The 21855-nt window shown below is 38.0% G+C and carries 20 protein-coding genes; 9 read left to right on the plus strand and 11 right to left on the minus strand.

The features are described 5' to 3' along the window. Window positions 1-140: 140 nt before the first annotated feature. A complete protein-coding gene (locus SOM16_RS01165) occupies window positions 141-629 on the minus strand; it encodes a hypothetical protein (RefSeq protein WP_029282618.1) in 489 nt (162 codons plus the stop codon). Continuing rightward, window positions 630-1961, minus strand: coding sequence for a tRNA lysidine(34) synthetase TilS (tilS, locus tag SOM16_RS01170; RefSeq protein WP_320462152.1), 1332 nt, complete (start codon window positions 1959-1961; stop codon window positions 630-632). A 167-nt stretch (window positions 1962-2128) separates the two neighbouring features. Here tilS and SOM16_RS01175 point away from each other — a divergent pair, with 167 nt between their 5' ends. Beyond that, window positions 2129-4369, plus strand: a complete 2241-nt coding sequence (locus SOM16_RS01175; RefSeq protein ID WP_341850287.1) for an OstA-like protein — start codon at window positions 2129-2131, stop codon at window positions 4367-4369. A 5-nt stretch (window positions 4370-4374) separates the two neighbouring features. Here the strand turns inward: SOM16_RS01175 and SOM16_RS01180 are convergent, their stop codons facing one another. Both SOM16_RS01180 and SOM16_RS01185 read right to left on the minus strand, forming a co-directional pair. After that, on the minus strand, window positions 4375-4950 hold the full coding sequence (locus tag SOM16_RS01180) for a non-canonical purine NTP diphosphatase (protein ID WP_320462154.1): 576 nt from the start codon (window positions 4948-4950) through the stop codon (window positions 4375-4377). Between the two features lie 197 nt (window positions 4951-5147). Next, entirely contained in the window at window positions 5148-5801 is a 654-nt protein-coding gene (locus tag SOM16_RS01185; protein WP_320462155.1) for a hypothetical protein, read from the minus strand. A gap of 94 nt (window positions 5802-5895) precedes the next feature. On the opposite strand from SOM16_RS01185, the gene SOM16_RS01190 reads away from it, so the two are divergent. The 6 genes from SOM16_RS01190 (at window position 5896) to SOM16_RS01215 (ending at window position 10647) form a co-directional block, all read left to right on the plus strand. Beyond that, window positions 5896-6492 (plus strand): hypothetical protein, encoded by a 597-nt coding sequence (locus tag SOM16_RS01190; protein WP_320462156.1) that lies wholly within the window; start codon window positions 5896-5898, stop codon window positions 6490-6492. A 38-nt stretch (window positions 6493-6530) separates the two neighbouring features. Next, the gene (locus tag SOM16_RS01195) at window positions 6531-7910 is read left to right on the plus strand and encodes a peptidylprolyl isomerase (RefSeq protein ID WP_320462669.1); all 1380 of its coding nucleotides are present in this window, start codon (window positions 6531-6533) and stop codon (window positions 7908-7910) included. A gap of 5 nt (window positions 7911-7915) precedes the next feature. Continuing rightward, on the plus strand, window positions 7916-8878 hold the full coding sequence (locus tag SOM16_RS01200; RefSeq protein ID WP_320462157.1) for a MoxR family ATPase: 963 nt from the start codon (window positions 7916-7918) through the stop codon (window positions 8876-8878). A gap of 110 nt (window positions 8879-8988) precedes the next feature. After that, window positions 8989-9528 carry a hypothetical protein gene (locus tag SOM16_RS01205; protein WP_320462158.1) on the plus strand — a complete coding sequence of 180 codons (540 nt, stop codon included), beginning with the start codon at window positions 8989-8991 and terminating at the stop codon, window positions 9526-9528. A 265-nt stretch (window positions 9529-9793) separates the two neighbouring features. Continuing rightward, window positions 9794-10315: a hypothetical protein gene (locus tag SOM16_RS01210; protein ID WP_320462159.1), complete on the plus strand. Its 522-nt coding sequence runs from the start codon at window positions 9794-9796 to the stop codon at window positions 10313-10315. A gap of 128 nt (window positions 10316-10443) precedes the next feature. After that, a complete protein-coding gene (locus tag SOM16_RS01215; RefSeq protein WP_320462160.1) occupies window positions 10444-10647 on the plus strand; it encodes a hypothetical protein in 204 nt (67 codons plus the stop codon). A gap of 54 nt (window positions 10648-10701) precedes the next feature. Here the strand turns inward: SOM16_RS01215 and SOM16_RS01220 are convergent, their stop codons facing one another. The 5 genes from SOM16_RS01220 to msrA all read right to left on the minus strand — a co-directional run bounded on the left by SOM16_RS01220 (window position 10702) and on the right by msrA (window position 15937). After that, the gene (locus SOM16_RS01220; protein ID WP_320462161.1) at window positions 10702-11586 is read right to left on the minus strand and encodes a glycerophosphodiester phosphodiesterase family protein; all 885 of its coding nucleotides are present in this window, start codon (window positions 11584-11586) and stop codon (window positions 10702-10704) included. A gap of 139 nt (window positions 11587-11725) precedes the next feature. Then, window positions 11726-12583 carry a nuclear transport factor 2 family protein gene (locus SOM16_RS01225; RefSeq protein WP_320462162.1) on the minus strand — a complete coding sequence of 286 codons (858 nt, stop codon included), beginning with the start codon at window positions 12581-12583 and terminating at the stop codon, window positions 11726-11728. An 80-nt stretch (window positions 12584-12663) separates the two neighbouring features. Beyond that, entirely contained in the window at window positions 12664-13647 is a 984-nt protein-coding gene (locus tag SOM16_RS01230) for a M28 family peptidase (RefSeq protein ID WP_320462163.1), read from the minus strand. 69 nt (window positions 13648-13716) lie between these two features. After that, a complete protein-coding gene (cysS, locus tag SOM16_RS01235; protein WP_320462164.1) occupies window positions 13717-15177 on the minus strand; it encodes a cysteine--tRNA ligase in 1461 nt (486 codons plus the stop codon). 160 nt (window positions 15178-15337) lie between these two features. After that, on the minus strand, window positions 15338-15937 hold the full coding sequence (msrA, locus tag SOM16_RS01240) for a peptide-methionine (S)-S-oxide reductase MsrA (RefSeq protein WP_320462165.1): 600 nt from the start codon (window positions 15935-15937) through the stop codon (window positions 15338-15340). Between the two features lie 237 nt (window positions 15938-16174). Between msrA and SOM16_RS01245 the strand changes: the two genes are divergently transcribed. Continuing rightward, window positions 16175-17137 carry an isopenicillin N synthase family dioxygenase gene (locus SOM16_RS01245; protein ID WP_320462166.1) on the plus strand — a complete coding sequence of 321 codons (963 nt, stop codon included), beginning with the start codon at window positions 16175-16177 and terminating at the stop codon, window positions 17135-17137. A gap of 124 nt (window positions 17138-17261) precedes the next feature. Then, window positions 17262-18104: a DUF6929 family protein gene (locus SOM16_RS01250; RefSeq protein ID WP_320462167.1), complete on the plus strand. Its 843-nt coding sequence runs from the start codon at window positions 17262-17264 to the stop codon at window positions 18102-18104. A gap of 129 nt (window positions 18105-18233) precedes the next feature. Here the strand turns inward: SOM16_RS01250 and SOM16_RS01255 are convergent, their stop codons facing one another. Then, entirely contained in the window at window positions 18234-20051 is a 1818-nt protein-coding gene (locus SOM16_RS01255; protein ID WP_320462168.1) for a serine hydrolase domain-containing protein, read from the minus strand. Beyond that, entirely contained in the window at window positions 20038-21672 is a 1635-nt protein-coding gene (locus SOM16_RS01260) for an amidohydrolase (protein ID WP_320462169.1), read from the minus strand. Before SOM16_RS01260 ends, SOM16_RS01255 begins: the two co-directional genes overlap by 14 nt. Between the last annotated feature and the right edge of the window lie 183 nt (window positions 21673-21855).

Genomic DNA, 21855 nt, shown 5'->3' on the forward strand with positions numbered 1-21855 from the left:
AGGATAGACACCTCATAGACACATTAATAATTCAATTTAGATGCCATTAATAAAATATTACCTGGAAGCTCTGAAAACAACGAATAAGAAGTAACCATGGGGAAAACAAAAGATATTGGGCAAATAATGCCTCACCTTAATTATTTCAAATTCCTCATTTCTTCTTTAATAACAAGAAAAAGCTCATTTGGCCTTTGGGTACCGATAAAATATTCCAATCCATCACGGTCGGTTAATACCACGGCATCTTTACCAGAGGAATAGAAACGAATGGTGCCTTTGGTATGAAGGTTATACACTGGGTTATTGAAAAAATAGCGACTATAAGTGGCTTTCCGAACATCTACAATACTGTTCAAATCAATTTTGACCCGTTTGGTGGTCCATAAACCATCCAATATCATGCTTCCATTATCTACAACGATTTTATATTGAATGAGAAAAAGCAAGAGCATAGAAACGCCAATGATTCCAAAACCGACTACCAAAAAAAGATCTTGAGTATTGTCGCGATCGCGCTCGTAAACATAAGCTGCAAAACAGAACGCCGCCATGATCAATCTGATGAAAATGCGAACATAATCCCGGCCAATGTATTGTTTTTCGATATAGGCGTATTTGCTTTCCACTTAATTATTTTCGAGCTCGAATATAGCAACTTTTTTTGTTGCAGTAGTTAATTTATAACGATTATCCTGTCGCATGCCAGCAATCCAAACAATCTCCCCATTTCCATTTACCAGGATCGGCGTATTATGCTTTAAATGAAGTGGAACTTTTTCATCAATAAAAAAATCGCTCACCTTTTTGGGAAAGCGCATGCCAAGCGGAATAAATTTATCTCCGTTTTGCCATTTCCGCAACACTAAAGGAAAGATCAGTTGATCAGCATTTACAAAGGCTTTTGAAGCATCAATTTCAAACTTTATTTCTGTAGAATAGTGTAAAGAAATGCTGTAGTCGCCAAAATTAGTTTTTGCCGCTGAAGGGTGAATAAACTGATTAAGCAATGTGTTAGCTTTCTTTTCCACAATCACCAGATTGGTTCTATCTACAATCGCCTGATGGCTTAAACTAAAAAAGTGCGTGCCGCTTACAGCGCTTAAGCTATTCAAAATCTCTTCGGTTACAGGCGCTGTAAAATGAAATGGTTTAAGCAACTCATACAATAAAAGTTGCTGGGGATTCAGCTTTGCGATCTCTGCCAAGGACAAATACCATCCATCAGATTTTCGGATTAGAATTTCTCTACGAAGCTGGGCTACCTGCACATCCAAAAAACTTTCTAATGCAGTAAAACGGGCAATGTTTTCTGCAAAAGTTTTTTCGAGGTTTGGGTTAATTTCCTGCAGATGCGGAATTACCTGTAACCTCAGCTTATTGCGGGTGTAATTTGTACTGGAGTTAGAACTGTCTTCCACAAATGCGATATGATCTTCTTCGATAATGTCATTAATCTGTTGCCGGCTTAAAAAAAGCAATGGTCTGATTAGTTGATCTCTTTTAGGTAAAATTCCGTGCAAACCACTAATACCGGTACCTCGGGTAAGGTTAATTAATACGGTTTCAACGGCATCGTTCTGGTGTTGCGCCAAAGCAATATAATCATAGCCGTTTACTGCCCGAATCTCCTCAAACCAGGCATAGCGTAAATTCCGCGCCGCCATTTGAGTAGAAATTTTATTTTCAACAGCGTATTTTTTGGTTTCGAAATGCGTTACATAAAATGGAAGATCGTGAGCATCGGCAAGTATTCTAACAAAATTCTCGTCGCGTTGCGCTTCATCTGCCCGCAAACCGAAATTACAATGTGCCACACCTATATCAATGCCTAATGCCTTAAACAGATGCAACATCAATACCGAATCTTTTCCTCCGCTAACGGCTAAAAGAATCTTGTCACCATTGGTAAACAACTCGTTTTTCTTTATAAAATCCTGAAACTGAGATAAGGGTAACATCCACCAAAAATATTTAATTTTAACTGGTATTCCGAACGTTCGGAACAAAAAACTAACTTTGTAGGGTGCAAAAAATATTTGTTTTTCTATTTCTTCTAATAAGTCCTTTTTTTCTATTCGGCCAAAAGCAGATTAAGATCGTTTCATACTCCAAAATTAGCGGAGATATGAAAAATAGTGTTACTTATTTAAGAAATCCAGTCTTTCAACAAGACAATGCTACGCTAACCTGTGATAGCGCAGTTTTCTACAATAAGCGGAATTATTTTGAGGCTTATAGAAATGTGCACATCAACCAGCTTACCACCGACATCTATTCTAATGAGCTGCAATATGATGGGAATAAGAAGCAGGCCCATTTAACCGGGAATGTTAGAATGACAGACCCTACATCGGTTTTGACCACTGAAATTTTAGATTACAATACCGTAAGCAAAATCGGAACTTATACCAGTGGTGGAAAAATTGTAAATCAGCAGGTTACCCTCACCAGCAAGAATGGTTATTATTTCAGTGGAAGTAATGATGCTTATTTCAGATACAACGTGGTGGTGGTTACTCCACAGGTAACCATCAAATCTGACACGTTGAGGTACAATACCCAAACCAAGTGGACTTACTTCTATGGGCCAACTAATATAAAAGGTAAAGACGATAATTTGTATACCGAAAATGGCGCTTACAATACCGCTACAGAAGATGCTTATTTTGGAAAGAAAAACCTCTATACGCAAGGAACAAGATCGCTTAAGGGTGATAGCTTATATTATTTCGGCAAAATTGGTTATGGTAAAGCGGTAAAAAATATTGTGTTTTCTGATACGAAGGATAAAATGAAGATGTTTGGCGATTTAGGTTATTACTATAAAATCGACCAGCGAACTTTAGTAACCCGAAATGCCTATTTAGGAATTGGAACGGAAGATTCCGTACTGGTTAAAGGCAAGAAGCGCCCGGATAGCTTATGGATGGGCGCAGATACACTGGAGACTCAGATGGTTTTACAGAAAAATTTAAAACTGGTTCCCAAAATTTCGATAAAAGCAGATAATGAAGTTGGCGAAGACGATGAAGAGGAAGCTACAAAAGATAAAGCTGAATCGACAGAGCAAAACCCGATAGAAAATTCAGAAGGCAATGTAAAGGAAAAGCGAGGTCTTCCATCCCGAAATGACAAAGCTGTCAAAAATAAACCTAAAAGTGATCGTAAAAATAATGACCCTGGCAATGCGCAAGAAAAATTGCAGGTAGACTCAGCCAAGATAGACTCACTTGCCAAAAAACTCCCCAAACTAAATACCGATAGTTTGAAAAACGGAAACGTTTTAAAAGAAAAAGCAGATTCTATTGTTAAAAATCTTCCAAAAATAAAAGCGGACAGCCTTACTCAAAAGATAATTAAATCCAACGCTTCGATTGGAAAGGATGCTGTTGGCAAAGTAGATAGTTTAACTAATAAGGCAGGTAAAACAGATTTAAAAAACCTGGGCAAAGGTGTAATTTCAGCATTAAAACCAGGTATTATCAAAAACGACACCACAAAGTTTAATCCTGCCGATACCGTTCAGGCCAGGATTATAAAGGCTTATCACGGTGTTAAAATCTTCAAAACTAATATTCAGGCAAAAACTGATAGTTTATTTTATACCAGTGCAGACTCTACATTAAGGTGTTTCGTTAATCCAATTATCTGGTCTGAAGGTTCGCAGCAGATTGCCGATACCATTTACGTGCAGTTTAAAAATAAAAAGCTGAATAATTTGCAGGCCATTAGAAATGCCTTTTTAGTAAATACGCCGAAAGATTCGTTACGGTTTAACCAGATTAAAGGCAGGTTAATGACGGGCTTCTTCAACAATGGCAAACTCAAAACTATGTATGTTGACGGCAACGCAGAAAGTATTTACTATACACAGGATGACAGCACTAAAGTGTATAAGGAAATGAACCAGACCCTGAGTAGCAGGATCAAGTTTGTTTTCCAGGATAATGAGAATGACATTGAAGACATTGTGTACATTAAAGGTGTTGAAGGTGCATTGAACCCAGAAACTAAGATTTCGAAAGACAATGTGTTAAAAGGCTTTTCCTGGAAACCTAAAGAGCGGCCGAAATCTAAGAAAGATGCAATAGGATCATCAGGGAAGGCAAAACCTAAAGCAAAAGGTAAAACTGTTATCGCTAATAAATCAGGCACGAAACCTGCCACCAATGTAAAGCCAGCTGTAATTCCTGACAAAGGTGCTATTAAAATAGTAGATCAATCAAAAGTGAAGGCTGTTAAAGATACAGTCAACACAAAAAGAAATCTGTTTCAGGCAAAACCTGCTGACACGAGTAATTTCGGTATCAAACCGATTTTACCCAAAAAGGATTCTACCCAGCTGAAACAGTTAAAGAAAATGTAATCTTTTTATTGAGCTTTAAGAAAATCAAGCATCTTTTTCAATGCCTGCGCCCGATGGCTGATGGCATTTTTTTGTGCCATATCCATTTCTGCAAAAGTAATGTCGTAGCCATCCGGCTGAAAAATTGGGTCGTAGCCAAAGCCCTGCAAACCTGATAAACTTTCCCTGATCGTACCGTTGATTGTGCCTTCAAAAATATGGTTCTGTCCGCGCTGCTGTAATGAGATAACGGTTTTAAATCTCGCTTTTCTATTGGTAACTCCTTCTAGTTTTTTTAAAACCAGGTTAATATTCGCTTCATTATCCCGACTACCAGCGTAACGTGCAGAAAACACCCCTGGCTCATTATTGAGCGCTTCTACTTCTAAGCCACTATCATCTGCAAAACAATCCAACTGAAAGTTTTCCAACACGTAAGTACTTTTTAGCGTTGCATTGCCCTCAAAGGTATTTGCTGTTTCAGGAATATCTTCTTCACAACCGATATCGTTCAAATTCAAAACCTCGTAAAGTCCGGCCAGTGCCAAACGAATTTCATCGGTTTTATGTTGATTATTAGTGGCAAAAACGAGTTTAGTCATTAGGGGTTAGGTGGTTAGGTGGTTAGGTGGTTAGGTGGTTAGGTTTTGAATAAGCCAAGAAACTAATGTTACAATATCTAAAAATATTTGTCTGCACATTTCGGGGCGTGACACCTGATACTCAAGTCTTGATACTTTATACTTGATACTATATACTTTATACTAAATACTTCGCACCAAATACCTACAACCTGATACTACTTAATTTTCTGAAGATTAGCCCAAAGCTGTTTTTTTGCACTTAAGTCGCTATCCAGAAGATGCAGATTCGGCGCAAAGATGATTCGGGTGGTTTCATGATTGATGATTTCATTTTTCCATTCATAATTCAATTCCAAATCGGCAATTTCAACACCGAAAGAAAGCATAATTATCGGTTTAAAAAACTGATGAAGCGCAACAAAGTTAACCCCGGAATAATGTGCATAATTTAAAAGCGCAAAATCAGCCGTGCCTAAATCTACAGCCTTGACAATTTTCCGAAGCAGTTCCCTACCCTGTTCTGTACTTACATCATGCTGAGGATCATTCACTAAAATCAGAACAGATTTTTTATTTCCTCCTAAAAATTTAAATGAATTTTCTCGCACCGATGGCGTAATAACAGGCAGAATCTCAACACTATCTTGCTGAACTTGTATTACTTCTACAACTTCCGGCGCTGAAATGGTACTGTTTTGCATTGGTAAAGTAGTATTTTCTCCAGATTTACTTTCAACAACAGGTTGTGGCAAAACAGGCGCTACAGCAACGTGATGCACGATTTCTACACTTTCATCTTTTACTAAAAAAACATCTTCAGTAAAAAATAAACGTAAAGCGTTCGCATTGTTGGTAACCTGGTTTTCCATTCGTATTTTTGTAGATAATAATTTCTGTTAAAAATAGTTAAATATCTTATAATAGCGCCGCTAATTGTTACTTTTATCCCTTAAAATTTACAGAGTGTTACCTGCAAAGAAAGCTTATTCCTTGTTCGTTTTTAGCTTTATTTGTAGCTACTCACTTGCTCAAAACATTGCTCTGGTAAATGGTAAACCTATAAGTTCCAAAGAGTTTATTTGGTCGTACAAGAAAAGTCACAATGGCAATGTAAGCTCAGATTATGCAGATTTAGCATCCTATCTTAATTTGTATTTAAATTTTAAACTAAAGGTTTTAGATGCCCGTGAGATGGGATTAGATAAAAATCCGGTTTATCAGGAAGAAATTAAAACTTATGAGACCGCTTTGGAAGCTCATAAAAAAACGAGTGTAAAAAGTAAAAATCACGATTTTTTGCTTAACGAATATCGTGAGGGAGTTTTGATGTTTAACATTTCAGAACAAAAAATCTGGAATAAAGCACAGGAGGATGAGCAGGCAGTAAAAGATTTTTATCATCATCATAAAAAGGATTATAAAGAACCGTTAAGCGAAATTAAAGGATTGGTTATTGCAGATTATCAGCAAAACTTAGAAGAAAACTGGCTGGAAAGCCTTAAACAAAAATATCAGGTAAAGGTGAATGAAAACGAGTTAAGAAAACTCACTAAACCCTAAAAAACTGGTACCGGATTAGTATAATAATAGAGAAAAATATAAATAATAGAATGAAAAAAGTTTTTTTAGTAGCAATCGCATTGGTTTGCTTGTTTTTAAATAGTTATGCGCAAACAAAAAAACATAACATCGATAAAGTTGCTGCTGTTGTAGGAAATAACATCGTACTCCTTTCTGACATAAATCAACAATACACGCAATATCTTTATCAGGGAAACCCTGCAAATGAAGACGTTAAATGCAAAATTTTACAAAATACGCTTACGCAAAAGCTATTGAAACAGCAGGCAGAAATTGACTCGGTAATGGTTGATGATGCACAGGTTGATGATGAGGTGAACAAACGGATGCGTTATAGTATGCAACGTGCTGGTGGACAAGAACGCCTGGAGCAATTCTTAAATAAATCTGTACTTCAGTATAAAGATGAGATCAGGCCATCAGTAAAAGATGAGTTGATTGCACAGAAAATGCAATCTAAAATTACTGAAAACATTAATGTTACACCAATGGAAGTCGAAAAGTACTTCAAAACATTGGGAGATAGTGTTCCAGAGTTTAATACAGAAGTTGAGGTTGGTGAGATTATTTTAGATCCAAAATTAACCAAGGCAGAAAAACAAAGGTTTCATGATAAAATTGAAGCCCTTCGTTTAAGGGTGAAAAGTGGCGATGACTTCGGCGTTTTAGCTAAAACGTATTCTGAAGATCCAGGGTCATCTGCTGATGGTGGTGATTTAGGTTTCTTTGATAGAAGTACCATGGCAAAAGAGTTTACAGCATGGGCTTTTAAACTTAAGGCAGGTGAAATGTCTCCAGTTTTCGAAACAGAATTTGGTTTTCATATTTTACAGGTAATTGAGCGTAGAGGTGAGCAGGTTCATGCCCGCCACATCCTGGTAAGACCGGCAACAACACCAGAAAGCTTAACCCGTTTGCAACTTCACGCGGATAGTATTTACAATAATATCTCATCAAAGAAAATCAGCTTTGCTGCCGCTGCGAGTTTATTCTCTGATAACAAAGAATCTAAGTTTAATGGTGGTATGATGCTGAACGCAGAAAATGTTCAGGCCAGAAGTACTTTCATCCCTATTGATAAATTGGATCCCTCCGTATTTTTAGTGATAGACACCATGAAGATTGGAGCCGTTTCTAAACCGAATTTATATACCGCGGCCGATGGAAAACAAGGATATCGTATTTTATATCTGAAATCGAAAATTCCGCCTCATAAAGCAAACATGGCACAGGATTTTCCAAAAATCAGAGATGCTGCTCAAAGTGATAAAATTAATCGTACTTTAAGCGAATGGTTTGAAAAACGTCGTGAAAGCACTTATATTAAAATTGACGACGAATTTAATACCTGTGACGAATTAAAAATCTGGACTAAAACGTCCACAGCCGCAAAATAACACGAATGCAGTACAAAAACGAAGTAGAAGCTGTCAACGCACTTCACCAGGCTTTTAACAACATTAAAGCTGAAATTGGTAAAGTTGTAGTTGGACAAGATGAAATCATCAAATCTGTATTAATCGCCATTTTTAGCAACGGACATTGTTTGTTGGTAGGCGTACCCGGATTAGCTAAAACTTTGCTCGTTCAAACTGTAGCCGGTGTGCTGGATCTGGATTTTAACCGCATCCAATTTACACCAGATTTAATGCCAAGTGATATCATTGGCGCAGAAATACTAGGAGAAGACAGGCATTTTAAATTTATTAAAGGGCCTGTTTTTTCCAATATTATTTTAGCAGATGAGATCAACAGAACTCCTCCAAAAACGCAGGCTGCTCTATTAGAAGCCATGCAGGAGAAATCAGTTACCGCTGCAGGTCAAACCCATACTTTGCCGAAACCTTTCTTTGTTCTGGCTACTCAAAATCCAATTGAACAGGAAGGAACCTATCCCCTGCCAGAAGCACAGTTGGATCGCTTCATGTTTAACATTCAGCTAAATTATCCTGCGTTTGCAGATGAGCTGAACATCGTTCGAAATACGACAAGCAATAAAACTGTTCAATTACAAAAAATCATTCATGCAGCAGATATCCAGTATTTTCAGCAATTGATCAGGAACATTCCGGTTACGGATAACGTATTAGAATATGCCGTTAAACTGGCTTCGAAAACGCGTCCGAATAGTGAATTTGCAACTGATGCTGTTAACAAATACATTAGTTGGGGCGCTGGCCCAAGAGCTTCACAATTCTTGGTTTTAGGTGCAAAATGCCATGCTGCGGTAACTGGCAAATATGCACCGGATATCGAGGATGTCCAAGCCGTTGCAGAACCTATTCTACGCCACCGTATTGTTCGGAATTATCGCGCAGAAGCAGAAGGTCTATCTATCGAAAAAATTATTAAAGATCTTTTATAGCATCCTTAATTCAACACTTCAATTTTGTAGTCTTTTTCGGCCAACATTTTTTCAAGATTTGCTTCTTTTGATATCTTTAAACATAAATTGTTTAACCTTAAAACATTTAGATGAAACCCAAAGCGTTTGCCCTAGTCATCTTGTTTCAACTGCTATTAGCCACTACTTTCGCTCAGAAAAATGCAGGGTTGGGCACATTATTAAATAAAAATGCGGAGTTTATCTTTCCCCAAACGACTGAAAAAATTTCTCATGCTTTAAATGTAAAAGCTGTAGTCACTGAAAACGAAAATGATGGAGCGCAAAATGCAGAATGGATAACCAAATCGGGTTTAGGAGTCTATACTACTATCGGAGATCAGAAGGCCATCAATGAAATCTGGTTCAGTGTTCCTGATGATAAATTTTTGATTGTTTCTGGCTTGCCTTACAACTTAATACTCAACAAAACTACTGTTCAGGAAACATTGGCAAAATTTAATAAATACAAAGTTAAAAAGACAAAACCCAACTTATACGGTACACTCGAGGGAGGTACAAAGCTCGAAGTTAAAATAGGCGAGCGATATGTAACCTTATTTTTTGATAGCAAGAATGTTTTAAACTCACTCTACATTTTACGCAGTTTTATAGATCCCGCAGCTGGATAACCCGCTTCTATCACTTACTAATAAAGTATTAGCATTTTGTAATTTATCAAAAATAGATATATTTGCATCGAAATATAAATCAAATGCTACGTCACCTACATATTCAACCAGCAAACTTTAGCCTGTCTTGTGGCTCAAAGGGCTTGGATATTGACTTAGTTTTTCATTCCAACCCTTAAGTTTTCCTTTTTACGAAGATTACTTTTATTTAAAATCAATTTATTAAACTTTTTCAATATCATATTGAAAATCAACTATATCCATCATGGACATTTTTACTACTGTGGAAGAAAAATATCTACAGGCCATTGAAGAATTAAACTGGGGCGAGCTCCCAAAAGCCCATCAATATTTCAACGAGCTCATTGCATTTGATCCTGATTATGCCAGAGCTTATTATCAATTGGGTAATTTTAACCATTATCATTTCAAAAATTATCAAAGTGCCGGTTACTATTACAAAAGATGCATTGAAATTGACGCAAGTTTCCCGGAGGTATACGAACCTTACTTGAAATTGGTAATCACACTAAAAATGCACAAATTAGTAAAGCAGGTTGCAGCGCAGGCATTGGCAGTTCCCGGCGTTTGTGAAGCAAGCATCTATGAAAGTTTAGGCTTTTACGCAGAAAGACAGCAGGATTTTAAATTGGCAGATAGCTATTTTAAGAAGGCAGAAATGCTCAATGCTGTTCAGGATAAGCAAAGTGTTTTTAAGGAACATCAGAACAGGATTAAGGGCAAGATAAATAGCACTAAAACGATGATTTACGATTTATTGGCATAGGTGCAATACCACTTATGCTCATAAATAATCTGCTTTACAAATAGCGCTTTGAATCTTTATTTTCTATTTTTGTTGCTATATTTACCATTCAATTAGAAAGCATAAATTTAAAATCAAAAATATTCGATATGTCAGCTCACGATTCACACGCTCCGGTTCAGGAAACAAAAGGCATTTGGACACTTCCTTTAGCAGCATGGATTCTTACTTTAATCCTTCTTGTCGCATTTACCCGACCTATTTTCGTGCATGATGCAGCAGGGTCTGCACACGAAAAGACTGAAGCTAAGCCACATTCTAAAGCAGAAGAAGCGGAGACATCACACCACTAAAAAATTATTATCATATAAAAAAAGCGATGACATCATCGCTTTTTTTATATGTTGTTATTTTATTTGATTCATGAGGTTTGGAAAATCTGTAATGACTCCATCTACACCTAAACTCATAAAATACTTCAGGTCTTTTATGGTATTTACCGTCCATGGGATAATTTTGATACCCATTTCGTGGCAACGATCTACCAGGCCTTTCCCAACAAGCACCGAATAAGGGCTATAAATGGTGGGTTTAAATCCAAGTTTGGTAATGTAATCTTCGAACGGCTCTTTTTCATCAATAAGCAATGAAGTTTGAATCTTCGGATACTTCTCATGTAGATATTGAAGTGTCCTCATGTCAAAAGATTCTATAATCACACGCTTTGAAATCTTTTTCGCATTCACCACTTCCATAATCAAGTCTACAAATTCTGCCGGCTCCGGATGGAATTCATTGTCGCCATTTTTGATGGTTTTGGTTTCGATATTATATACGGGCCTGGCTAATCTGTTTTCTTTAACATAAGCTTCAACAGCATCAATAGTTTCAGAAAGTAATGGCTTATAGGCTTTGAACTTCATTTGCCCCGGGAAACGGGCATGAACTTTACTACCCACATCGAACTTCTTCACTTGTTCGTAATCCATTTTATAAATATTGTAGTTTTTCTGGTCTTTGAAAGTAATGGCCTTTCCGTTAGGCATTAAGGAGATTTCATTATTAAAATAGGGCTCCTGCGACAATACGACTTGTTTATCCTTAGAAATGACCGCATCCATTTCCAGGGTAGTAACGCCCAGATCCAACGCTTTTAACATTCCCTGAATGGTATTTTCGGGCATAATCCCTCTGGCGCCCGCCTTGCCCTGAACATCAAACTTTCGTTTCTGGGCAGAAGCATTGAAAAGTAAGAAAATAGCAACAGAAAGAATAAGGAGTTTTTTATGCATAAACTTTAATTTTAGGGTAAACGTAAAAGCTAATTTTAAGTTGTAAAATAATTTATAAATAGGCTATACTTCATAGCCAGTCGAAAACAAAAAAAGCTTCCCTTTAACAAGAAGCTCATTCAATTCACATTTTTGATTATTATCTTTCTGCTGGCACAAATGCCTGAACAATTAAGTTCCAACTGGCATCAGCAGCTTTTTCATAAACGAACACATAGTTAAAACTTTCGCGCAAGTCTGCCTTATAATCGATGGTGGCCACACCAAAAGTATAAGCCAGATCACTACCCAATGCCTTATCTACGCCAGTGGTTTTCAAGTTAATTTTACTGATCATTCCACTATAGAACGAAAGTATTTTTCCTTTTCCAATGATTGGTTCATTCCCAGGGAATAATAAACGCGCATCATCCGTCATAAACCCACCAAAGGCACCAATACCATGTGTTTTCAAAAACGTATTTAATGTTTTCTCGGTAGTTGAGATGATCTCACGGCCAGCTTTAATTTCTTTTTCGTTTAAAAATTTTGGTGCAACATGATCTTTTGGCTCTACGAATCGAGGAGCAGTTTGATCAAGCGGTTTATTACTGGTAGTTTCCAGGTCAATCGCCAATTTCCATTTGCCATTTTCAGCTTTCCAAATGGATAAATATTGACCATATTGTTTTTCTTCACCGTTAACGGCATAAGGACCGGTTGTGAAACCTAAATCACCACTCCGTGAAACTTTTGCAAGATTTGGTTCCCAGGTAACTGATTTTTCATCTTTTGTCTGCGCATTATAAAATGTTTTTACGTTTACCGGATTCGGGCGAAATACCAAAGCACTTGCTAAAGAATATTCCAGGTACGAATCTTTATCTCCCTTTTTTGCTATTGATTTCGCAAACTCTTTTTCTGCATTAACCAGAGATTTTGTAGTTCCATCATTTTTTTGTGCAAAGGCACTTATTGCTAAAAGCGATGCTATTGCGGTTGTAAATATTTGTTTCATTATAAGTTTTAATATAGTTGTGGGCGAATATAAAATTTTATAAGGTGGCGGGCTTCAAAAGTAATCAACAATTACACATTTTATTTTTCCCGGTAGATGGTTTCCAATACGGTTTGACCAGTAGCTTTGAGTGTATTTCTATCAATATTAGCAAGATTATCCAACTGTGTATGCCAATTAATGTAGAAGCCACTGTTATCATTATAGTGAATGATATCTATCGACGGAACGCCTGCCTTATTCATCCAGAAATGATCATCAACTAATTTCCCACTGGGCAGGTTAACGAAATAAGAACTATAACCAATTTCATTCCCGATTGCCCAAACATTGCTTACTACATCTGGCGCAGCCTGACGGGAAATTTCATCTTGTGTAAATTGTGCGTTTCCACCACCAACCATATCCAGATTGATGCCATAACGGGCTTTATAACCTTTGGCTATTGCTGTTTTAGCCCAATATTGCGAACCCAAACACCAGGTTGTTTCATCAGGGGTTTCATCATTTGCTTTTCCATAATCTTCCAGATCCCAGAGAATGAAATCTACTCCTACGTTTGGTTGCTTTTTTTGTACCTGCCGGGCCATTTCCAAAATCACGGCTACACCACTTGCGCCATCATTGGCCGCATCAAAGGGTTTGTTGTGGTTTGAAGGATCAGTATCCTGATCAGAAAATGGGCGTGCATCCCAATGGGCGGTGATTAATACTCTTTCCTTTTTCTCCGGGTTGAAGCTGGCTTCAATATTTTTCAACTGAAATGTTTTGCCATCGTAGGTTTTGGTTTTTTCTCCATTCACTTTAACCGTAGCACCGAATGATTGGAGTTTAGCCACCAGATAATCCTCACATTGCTGATGTGCGGCTGTGCCAGGAATACGTGGGCCAAAATCTATCTGTGCTTTGGTATAAACGTAAGCGCTATCTGCATTAAATTCAGGCGAAACCACTTTGATCTCTTCAGTGGAAGAAGTTTCTGTAGATTCGGTTTTTGATTTGTTTTTACATCCCTGAAATGCAATAAATCCGATTAATGGGATGATTAAAAGTTTTTTATTCATTTGGTAAATTTTATAGCTGGAATTCAATCAGGTAAACGCCAAACTCCCGACTTAAGACGCTAAATTCAATTATGCCTTACTCCACGTAGTCCCTTCTTTACTGTCTTTTAATTGAATACCCAATTCCTGTAAACCGATTCTGATTTTATCAGAGGTAGCATAGTCTTTATTTGCTTTTGCTTCAGTGCGAAGATCAATCACCATATCCAACACTCCATTTAAATCATTGCTTCCGGCATCTTCGCCTTTTAAACCGAGAATATCAAAAACGAAATCATTAATTAATTGCTTTAACTGATCTAATTGTGCTGCTGAAATTTTCGCTTTGCCATCGTAAACCGTATTGATAATTCTCACGGCTTCAAATAATTCGGCAATCAAAATCGGACTATTGAAATCATCATTCATCGCCGCAATACATTTCGCTCTTATCGTTTCGATATCGAAGTCACTTTCTGAAGAAACGGTAAGTTTATCTAACAAACTAATGGCCGCCATTAATCGCCTGAAACCTTTTTCTGACGCATCCAAAGCATCATTTGAAAAATCTAACGTACTGCGATAGTGTGCCTGCAGCATGAAGAACTTAACCGTCATTGGGCTATAACCTTTCTTCAAAAGCGGGTGAGCACCAGTGAACAATTCTAAGGGAAGAAAACCATTTCCTGCAGATTTAGACATCCGCGTACCATTCACGGTAAGCATATTGGTGTGCATCCAGTAACGGGCTGGTTGTTTATGACTGCAAGCTTCAGATTGTGCAATTTCGTTGGTGTGGTGCGTTGCCGCAAGATCCATTCCGCCTCCATGAATATCAAATTCATCGCCTAAGTATTTAGCGCTCATGGCTGAACACTCAATGTGCCAGCCCGGGAAACCTAAACCCCATGGAGATTGCCATTGCATTAATGTTTCTGGCTTTGCTTTTATCCAGAGTGCAAAATCTAAACGGCCACGTTTTTCATCCTGCCCACCCAGTTCTCTGGTGTTATTGAGCATATCTTCCAGATTCCGGTTGGTTAGAATAGTATAATTGTATTCTTTGCTATATTTTTCTACATCGAAATAAACATTTCCGCCGATTTCATAACCATAGCCGTTGGCAATAATTACTTTGATCATTTCGATCTGCTCAATGATATGGCCTGTTGCGGTTGGTTCTATGCTAGGCGGCTGCGTGTTAAACATGCGCATTACATCGTGGAAACCCAAAGTATACTTCTGTACAATTTCCATTGGCTCCAGCTGCTCCAATTTCGCCCGTTTTGCAAACTTATCATCACCTTCGTCCCGATCGCCTTCCAGGTGACCTGCATCGGTAATATTTCGCACATAGCGAACCTTGAAACCTAAAAACTTCAGGTATCTGAAAATTAAATCAAATGATAAAAAGGTACGGCAGTTGCCCAGATGCACATCGCTATAAACTGTTGGACCACAAACGTACATCCCAACATGGTTTTCATTAAGCGGTTGAAAAAGTTCTTTCTTACGTGAAAGCGTATTATAAAGCTGTAAGCCAGTATTCATATTGCAAATGTAATATTTACCAGCGTAAAGTTTCAGGAATGAAGAATTGTTTAATCGGGAGGAACGTTTATTGACAATTCTTAAAGGAAAAGCATTCATAAAAAGTTACTAACGCTAATTAGCACGATGCCAATCAGCGCTAGTAACTTTGAAGCTGTAATTATTTCTTCAGTTTTGATTTAAAAATCTTTTCTAGTTTTTCAATCTTCGGCTGAATAACTAACCTGCAATAAGACTCATTACCATTTTTATTGAAATAATTCTGATGATAGCTTTCGGCAACATAAAACGGCTTTGCCGCCTCAATTGCAGTAACTACCTTTTTGCCATAAGCATTGGTCTTGTTTAATTCTGCTTTATACTTATCTGCTAAAGCTTTTTGTTCTGCAGTATGATAAAAAATTACCGAACGATACTGTGTTCCGCTATCTGCTCCCTGACGGTTCAATGTAGTTGGATCATGACTTTTCCAAAAAACTTCCAACAACTCATCATAAGAAATCTCCATCGGGTTATAAGTTATCTGCAGCACTTCAGCGTGGCCCGTGTTACCTGTACAAACCTCTTCATAAGTTGGGTTAGCCAATTGACCACCTTCATAACCAGATTTAACAGCAGTAACACCTTTTAAACGTTGAAATATCGCTTCCGTACACCAAAAACATCCCATTCCGAAAGTTGCCTTTTCTGTTTTCTTGGTTTGGGCATTGGCCTGACTGATACTTAAAACTGTTAATAAAACTAAAATTATCCTCTTCATATGATCTGTTGCTCTTTAGGGTTTTACTTGTTACACTATATTACGAAAATATATGCACCATAGTTTCTGTTGAAACAATAATGGATTTCGAATGACAATCACGCAAAACATCAGCGAAGCGCGCTATTGTTAATAACTTAAAACACTGACTAACAGAACTATAAATTGATTCAAAAAACCGAAATCTCACTTATTAACAATTCTTTTTTAAATTCGTAATACATTAAATTAAAAATCATGTCTACACCGTATATTCCTTGTTTGGATTTGGGTTCATATATCAATGGAACTGAAGAAGAACGTAAAAAATTTTCTGATGAGTTGGGCCGTGCCTTCAACGATTCGGGTTTTGCAACCATCACCAATCATGGTTTAAGTCAGGAATTAATTGATAAACTTTACGAAAACATCCGTGCTGCTTTTACTTTACCTGTAGAAACCAAGCGCAAATATGAAAAGCCAGAGCTTGCTGGTCAGCGGGGTTATACCAGTGCAGGGAAAGAGACCGCAAAAGGTGCTAAAACGCCTGACTTAAAGGAGTTCTGGCAGATCGGGCAAGAGGTTACTGATGGTGACCCTGTTAAAGATCAGTATCCCGACAACGAAGTACTGGAAGAGTTGCCGGATTTTAATAAGGTAACGGGTGATATTTACAAGAAACTGGAAGAAAATGGCACCCACCTTTTACGTGCCATTGCAACTTACCTGGAATTGCCCATTGATTATTTTGATCAGCATGTTCACAATGGAAACTCTATTTTAAGGGGAATTCACTACTTCCCGATTGAGAATCCAGAAGTTATTCCTGATGATGCAGTTCGTGCGGGCGCACATGAAGACATTAACTTAATTACTTTATTAATTGGCGCAAGCGCTGATGGCTTAGAAGTATTAACCAGAAGCAACGAGTGGTTGCCAATTAAAGCGCATCACACAGATATTGTAGTAAACGTTGGCGATATGTTGCAACGCTTAACCAACAACAAATTAAAATCTACCACGCATAGAGTGGTAAATCCGCCTCGTGAATTAATGAAGACTTCCCGTTTTTCTGTTCCGTTTTTCTTGCATCCGCGTAGCGATATGGATTTAACCAGTTTACCATCTACCATAGATGCGGAACACCCAAAAGCTTATAGCGACATGACCGCGGGAGAATACCTGGATGAAAGGTTAAGAGAAATTGGATTGAAGAAGTAGTCGGGAGTCTTTAGTCCGGAGTCGGGAGTCCAGAGTCTAAAACCCACAGTTTAGAGTTAAAAGTTTAAAGTTAAATAGTATAGAAAGCATCGGCAAAGTCGGTGCTTTTTTGTTACCTTAAAATATGTATTCTACTCATTTAGAAATTTTCAAACAGATAAAAGGCATTGGTTCTGCTTCTGGTATATTTACGGAGTCAAACCAACTTTACATTGTTGGCGATAACAGCGCTTTTTTGAATAAATATAATCTGAGCACTGATGTATTGAGAAAAATTCAAATCTTATTGGATGAGCAACTCACTAAAAAGGAAAACATTCCAAAACCATTGAAGCCAGATTTTGAAGTGCTTTGTCATGCGGATAACAACCTTTACATTTTAGGCTCTGGCTCAACTCCAGCAAGAAACATCATGATTAAATACGAACTGGCAAACGGAAAAGTTAGCCAGCAAAGTTTAAGCAAAACTTATGCGCAAATGAAACAGGTTTCTGGCATTAATAACGAGAACTTTAATATCGAAGGTGCCGTATTTAACGGAACAAATTGGTTACTTTTTAACCGTGGAAATGGAGATGAAGCCAAGAATGGCATTTTCTCATTATTAGGAAATGATCTTATTAATGCGACAGACATTAAATTCAATACGCTTCAATTACCCAATATCAATCATGTAGAATCATCATTTACCGATGCCACAATAATAGGCAATGAAATATACTTTATATCCACTGCTGAAGATACCCAATCCACCTATCATGATGGCGAGATTTTAGGCAGCTTTATTGGGAGCATTGATGCAAAGACGCTAAAACTCAACTTCAGTTATAAAATCCCTGGTCAACATAAATTTGAAGGCATTACCGTTTATAAACAGGCGAAGAACAAAATAGAGTTTCTATTGTGCGAAGACCGCGATACTGATGAATTGAATACAACGATTTATAAGTTGAGCTTAACTTTATAGGAGGGATAGAATTGTTGAGTAGTCACTTCTAGCCAAACTGTACTAAGTAGACAACTTTATATTATGAATATTTAAACCTCGCAGGTTTTTTTAACCTGCGAAGTTTCATGAAACAACAATTCCCCTCCTTTATTTCTTTGCATCATCAATTGCCTTATTGACCACATCCTGAATCCTACCCCTTATTTTTAAGTTAGAAAGCCTGTCGCTCACCGTTGGATTTACCCGGTTGGATAAGAAAATATAAACCAAACCGCGGGATGGATCTACCCAAACACAGGTGCCTGTGTAGCCGGTATGGCCATAGGTTTGTGGTGAGGCCAGGTTTGATGGATAATGTTTTGTGGTATCTGGATCCCAACGATCAAAACCTAAACCCCGGCGACTGACATTGGATTGCTTCGCCGTAAAGGTATCTACAGTTTGTGGTTTAAAATATTCCGTTCCGCCGTAAGTACCCCGATTCAACATCATTTGATAAAGAATGGCCAGGTCGTTTGCACTGGCAAATAAACCTGCGTGGCCAGAGATTCCTCCAGCCAATGCGGCACCCTGATCATGAACATAACCTACCAATAAAGTCTTCCTGAAATAAGTATCCTGCTCTGTTGGAACAATCTGATCCCTGCTAAATCTGTTTCTCGGCAAAAAGCCCGCGGTTTGCATACCGAGTGGTTTATAGAAGTTTTCGTAGGTATATTGGTTTAATGGCTCTTCACTAATGTGTTCCACAATATCTTTCATTACATACATGCTGATATCGCTATACACATACTTCCCGCGGGTTCTGATCGGCGAATTGAGCATTTTTGGCCACATAAAATCTTTAAAGAAACCTTTCTTAATATAATACTGATCAGCCACCTTAGTAGGATAAGCCGCAGAAGAATCTCTGCTATAATCACCTGTTTTTACATAATCATGGAAAGGGATATAAGGAATAAAACCTGCCTGATGCAACATCACTTCGCGCACCTGGATATTATTCATTGGAGAAGTTCTGGCTTTTGCAATGTAGGTACCAATAGTGGTATCTAATTTCAGTTTACCTTCTTCAACCAAACGCATCACTGCTGGCGTTGTTGCCGCGATTTTCGTTACCGATGCCAAATCGAAAATATCGGTAGTACGATCAGGCACATTGGTATCGTAAGTATGCGTTCCATACGCTTTATTAAAAATTACTTTGCCATCTTTAGCCACTAAAACTACCAGGCCAGGTGTAGCTTTCTGTTGAATAGCTTCTGCAGCAATGGCATCTATGTCTGTAAGTGCATTTGAATTTAAACCCGCGTCTTCAGGCACGGTATATTTTAACCGGGTTTTTGGAGTAATAAATCCCGAGCCCAATGTATAACGTGCGGAGAAAGCAGTGGCAAGTTTATTTTCTGCAGCAATGCCACCGAAAATATATTGCGGAACCAGGGCTGCTGCATCCACACTATTTTGTGCGGTGTACACGATTGGCGAATTTAAGGCGTCGAAAGTTTTCAACCCGGTTCCATTTCCAAAGAAAGCTAAAATTAGTTTCTTCGTTTTACTGATGTTGTTGATAAAATTGATGTATCTAGCTTTCGTAATATTCTGATCATCAATGGAAACCAGTACCGTATTGTAATACTTTAAATCGTCCTCCAGGTCGTTAAGATTAACACTATCGCGATAGCTATCTGCAGAAAAAGAGGTTACTTTATCATATTTATTCGCCAGGCTATCGAAAACCACACTATAGGCAAAACTTAAACTTACCGAAGCAATCGTCTTCTTTTCCAGCGATTTTAAGGGAATAATCGTATCCTGATTGTTTAATACCACCGTTGTTTTGGAAATGGTATTTGCAATAGTGAGCTTCCTTTCATTATTGGTATGCTCTTGTGCACAAGCCATCAGGCACAGAATATTTAAAAAACTTGCGGCAACCAATATCACTAATCTATTTCGCTTCATATACTTTCTCTCCGTTCAGGTAGGTTTTTAATACTTTAGTTTTTAATATGTTTTGTGGTGAAGATTTCAAAATATCCTGATCCAGAATTACGAAATCGGCCAGTTTTCCTTTTTCCAGACTACCCTTTTCCTGCTCTTCAAAGTTTGCTTTCGCCGCCCAGATGGTCATTCCCCGTAATGCTTCCTCCGGCGTTAAGGCATTTTCCATCTGAAAACCGCCTTTCGGAAAACCTTTAGCGTCTTCTCTCACTGTTGCAGCATAGAACGTCAATAACGGATTAATGTTTTCTACCGGAAAATCTGTTCCCAGCGGAATCCATCCATTTTGTTTCAGTAATTGCTGGTAAGCATAAGCACCTTTCAATCTGGCTGCGCCTAAACGTTGTCCGGCCCAATACATATCTGAGGTAGCATGGGTAGGCTGTACAGATGGTACAATACTCGCGCTACCAAATAAGTTAAAATCTTTCGGGTTCACAATCTGCGCATGTTCAATCCGCCAGCGTTTATCATTCTTACCTTTCAAAATTTTATTATAAATTTTAAGCATCACCCGGTTAGCAGAATCACCTATGGCATGGGTACACATCTGAAATCCTTTAGCCGCAATTTTCTCCGCAACCTCTTCGAAGTGTTTTTGGTTGCTCAATAGAAAACCAGTTTTGGCAGGCATATCTGCATATGGATGGAGCAAGCATGCCCCTCTTGATCCCAGCGCACCATCTGCATAAACCTTAAAAGAGCGAACATTTAATCGATTGGTTTTTATAGCGCCACGTTTAAAAAGGTAATCATAATTTTGAGGTGCATCTGCCAGCATGACATATAATCGCATTTTCAACTTGTTTTCCTGTTGAAGTTTCTCGATTAAATCAACGGTTTGATAAGGTAAGCCACAATCGTCTATGGTGGTTAAGCCTGCTGCAAAACAGTTTTTTTGTGCATCCGTTAAAATTTTTTCTGCAAGTTTTGTATCTGGTGAGGGGATTTTGCTTTCTACCAAACCCACTGCATTATCAATAAGCACACCAGTAAGTTTTCCATTTTCTGTGAGCATATCACCCCCGGTTAGTTTCTGTTCTTCGATGATCCCAGCTTCATCAAATGCTTTTTGATTCACAATAGCTGCATGGCCATCAACCCTATTAAGAAAAACAGGACGGTCAGGAAACAACTTAGATAGTTCTTTATTATTCGGAAAGGCTTTATTTTCCCAATCATTCTGATCCCAGCCATTGGCTATTAACCAGCCTTCGGGATGGGTTTTAGCAAATTCGGCTAGGCGCTGTAAAATCTCCTTCCAGGATTTTGTGTCTCGTAAATCTGCTGCCTGCAAACTTTGTCCGTAGCCAAAAAAATGAGCATGCGCATCTATAAAACCTGGATAAACGGCTTTACCTTTTGCATCAACCTTATCTTTCGAAGTGTATTTGTCTTGAATATCCTTACTCGAACCGAGGTCGAGTATTTTTCCATCCTTTACGGCAAAAGCTTCAACAGCATCAAATTGATCATTAACCGTGTAAACCTTGGCATTGTAAATAATTAGATCGGCCTGTTCTTTTTGACTGCAAGCGGACAGCATAGCTGAAAAAAGAAGCGCGTATAAGATGGATTTCATACCGATAAAGATAGAAATTTGTAACCAATCAGTTTTGTAATTTCAGCTTTACAGTTGAAATGAAAATAAAGTTGGAATATTTTTTCTTTAAAAACCAATTCCCGTAGAACTTATCTACGACAATCTATTTCCAGCCTTTGTTCATCGTCATTTACATGTTGAGTTTTAAACAAATCCCTTTCC

The sequence above is a fragment of the Pedobacter sp. CFBP9032 genome, assembly GCF_034045265.1.
Taxonomy (GTDB): domain Bacteria; phylum Bacteroidota; class Bacteroidia; order Sphingobacteriales; family Sphingobacteriaceae; genus Pedobacter.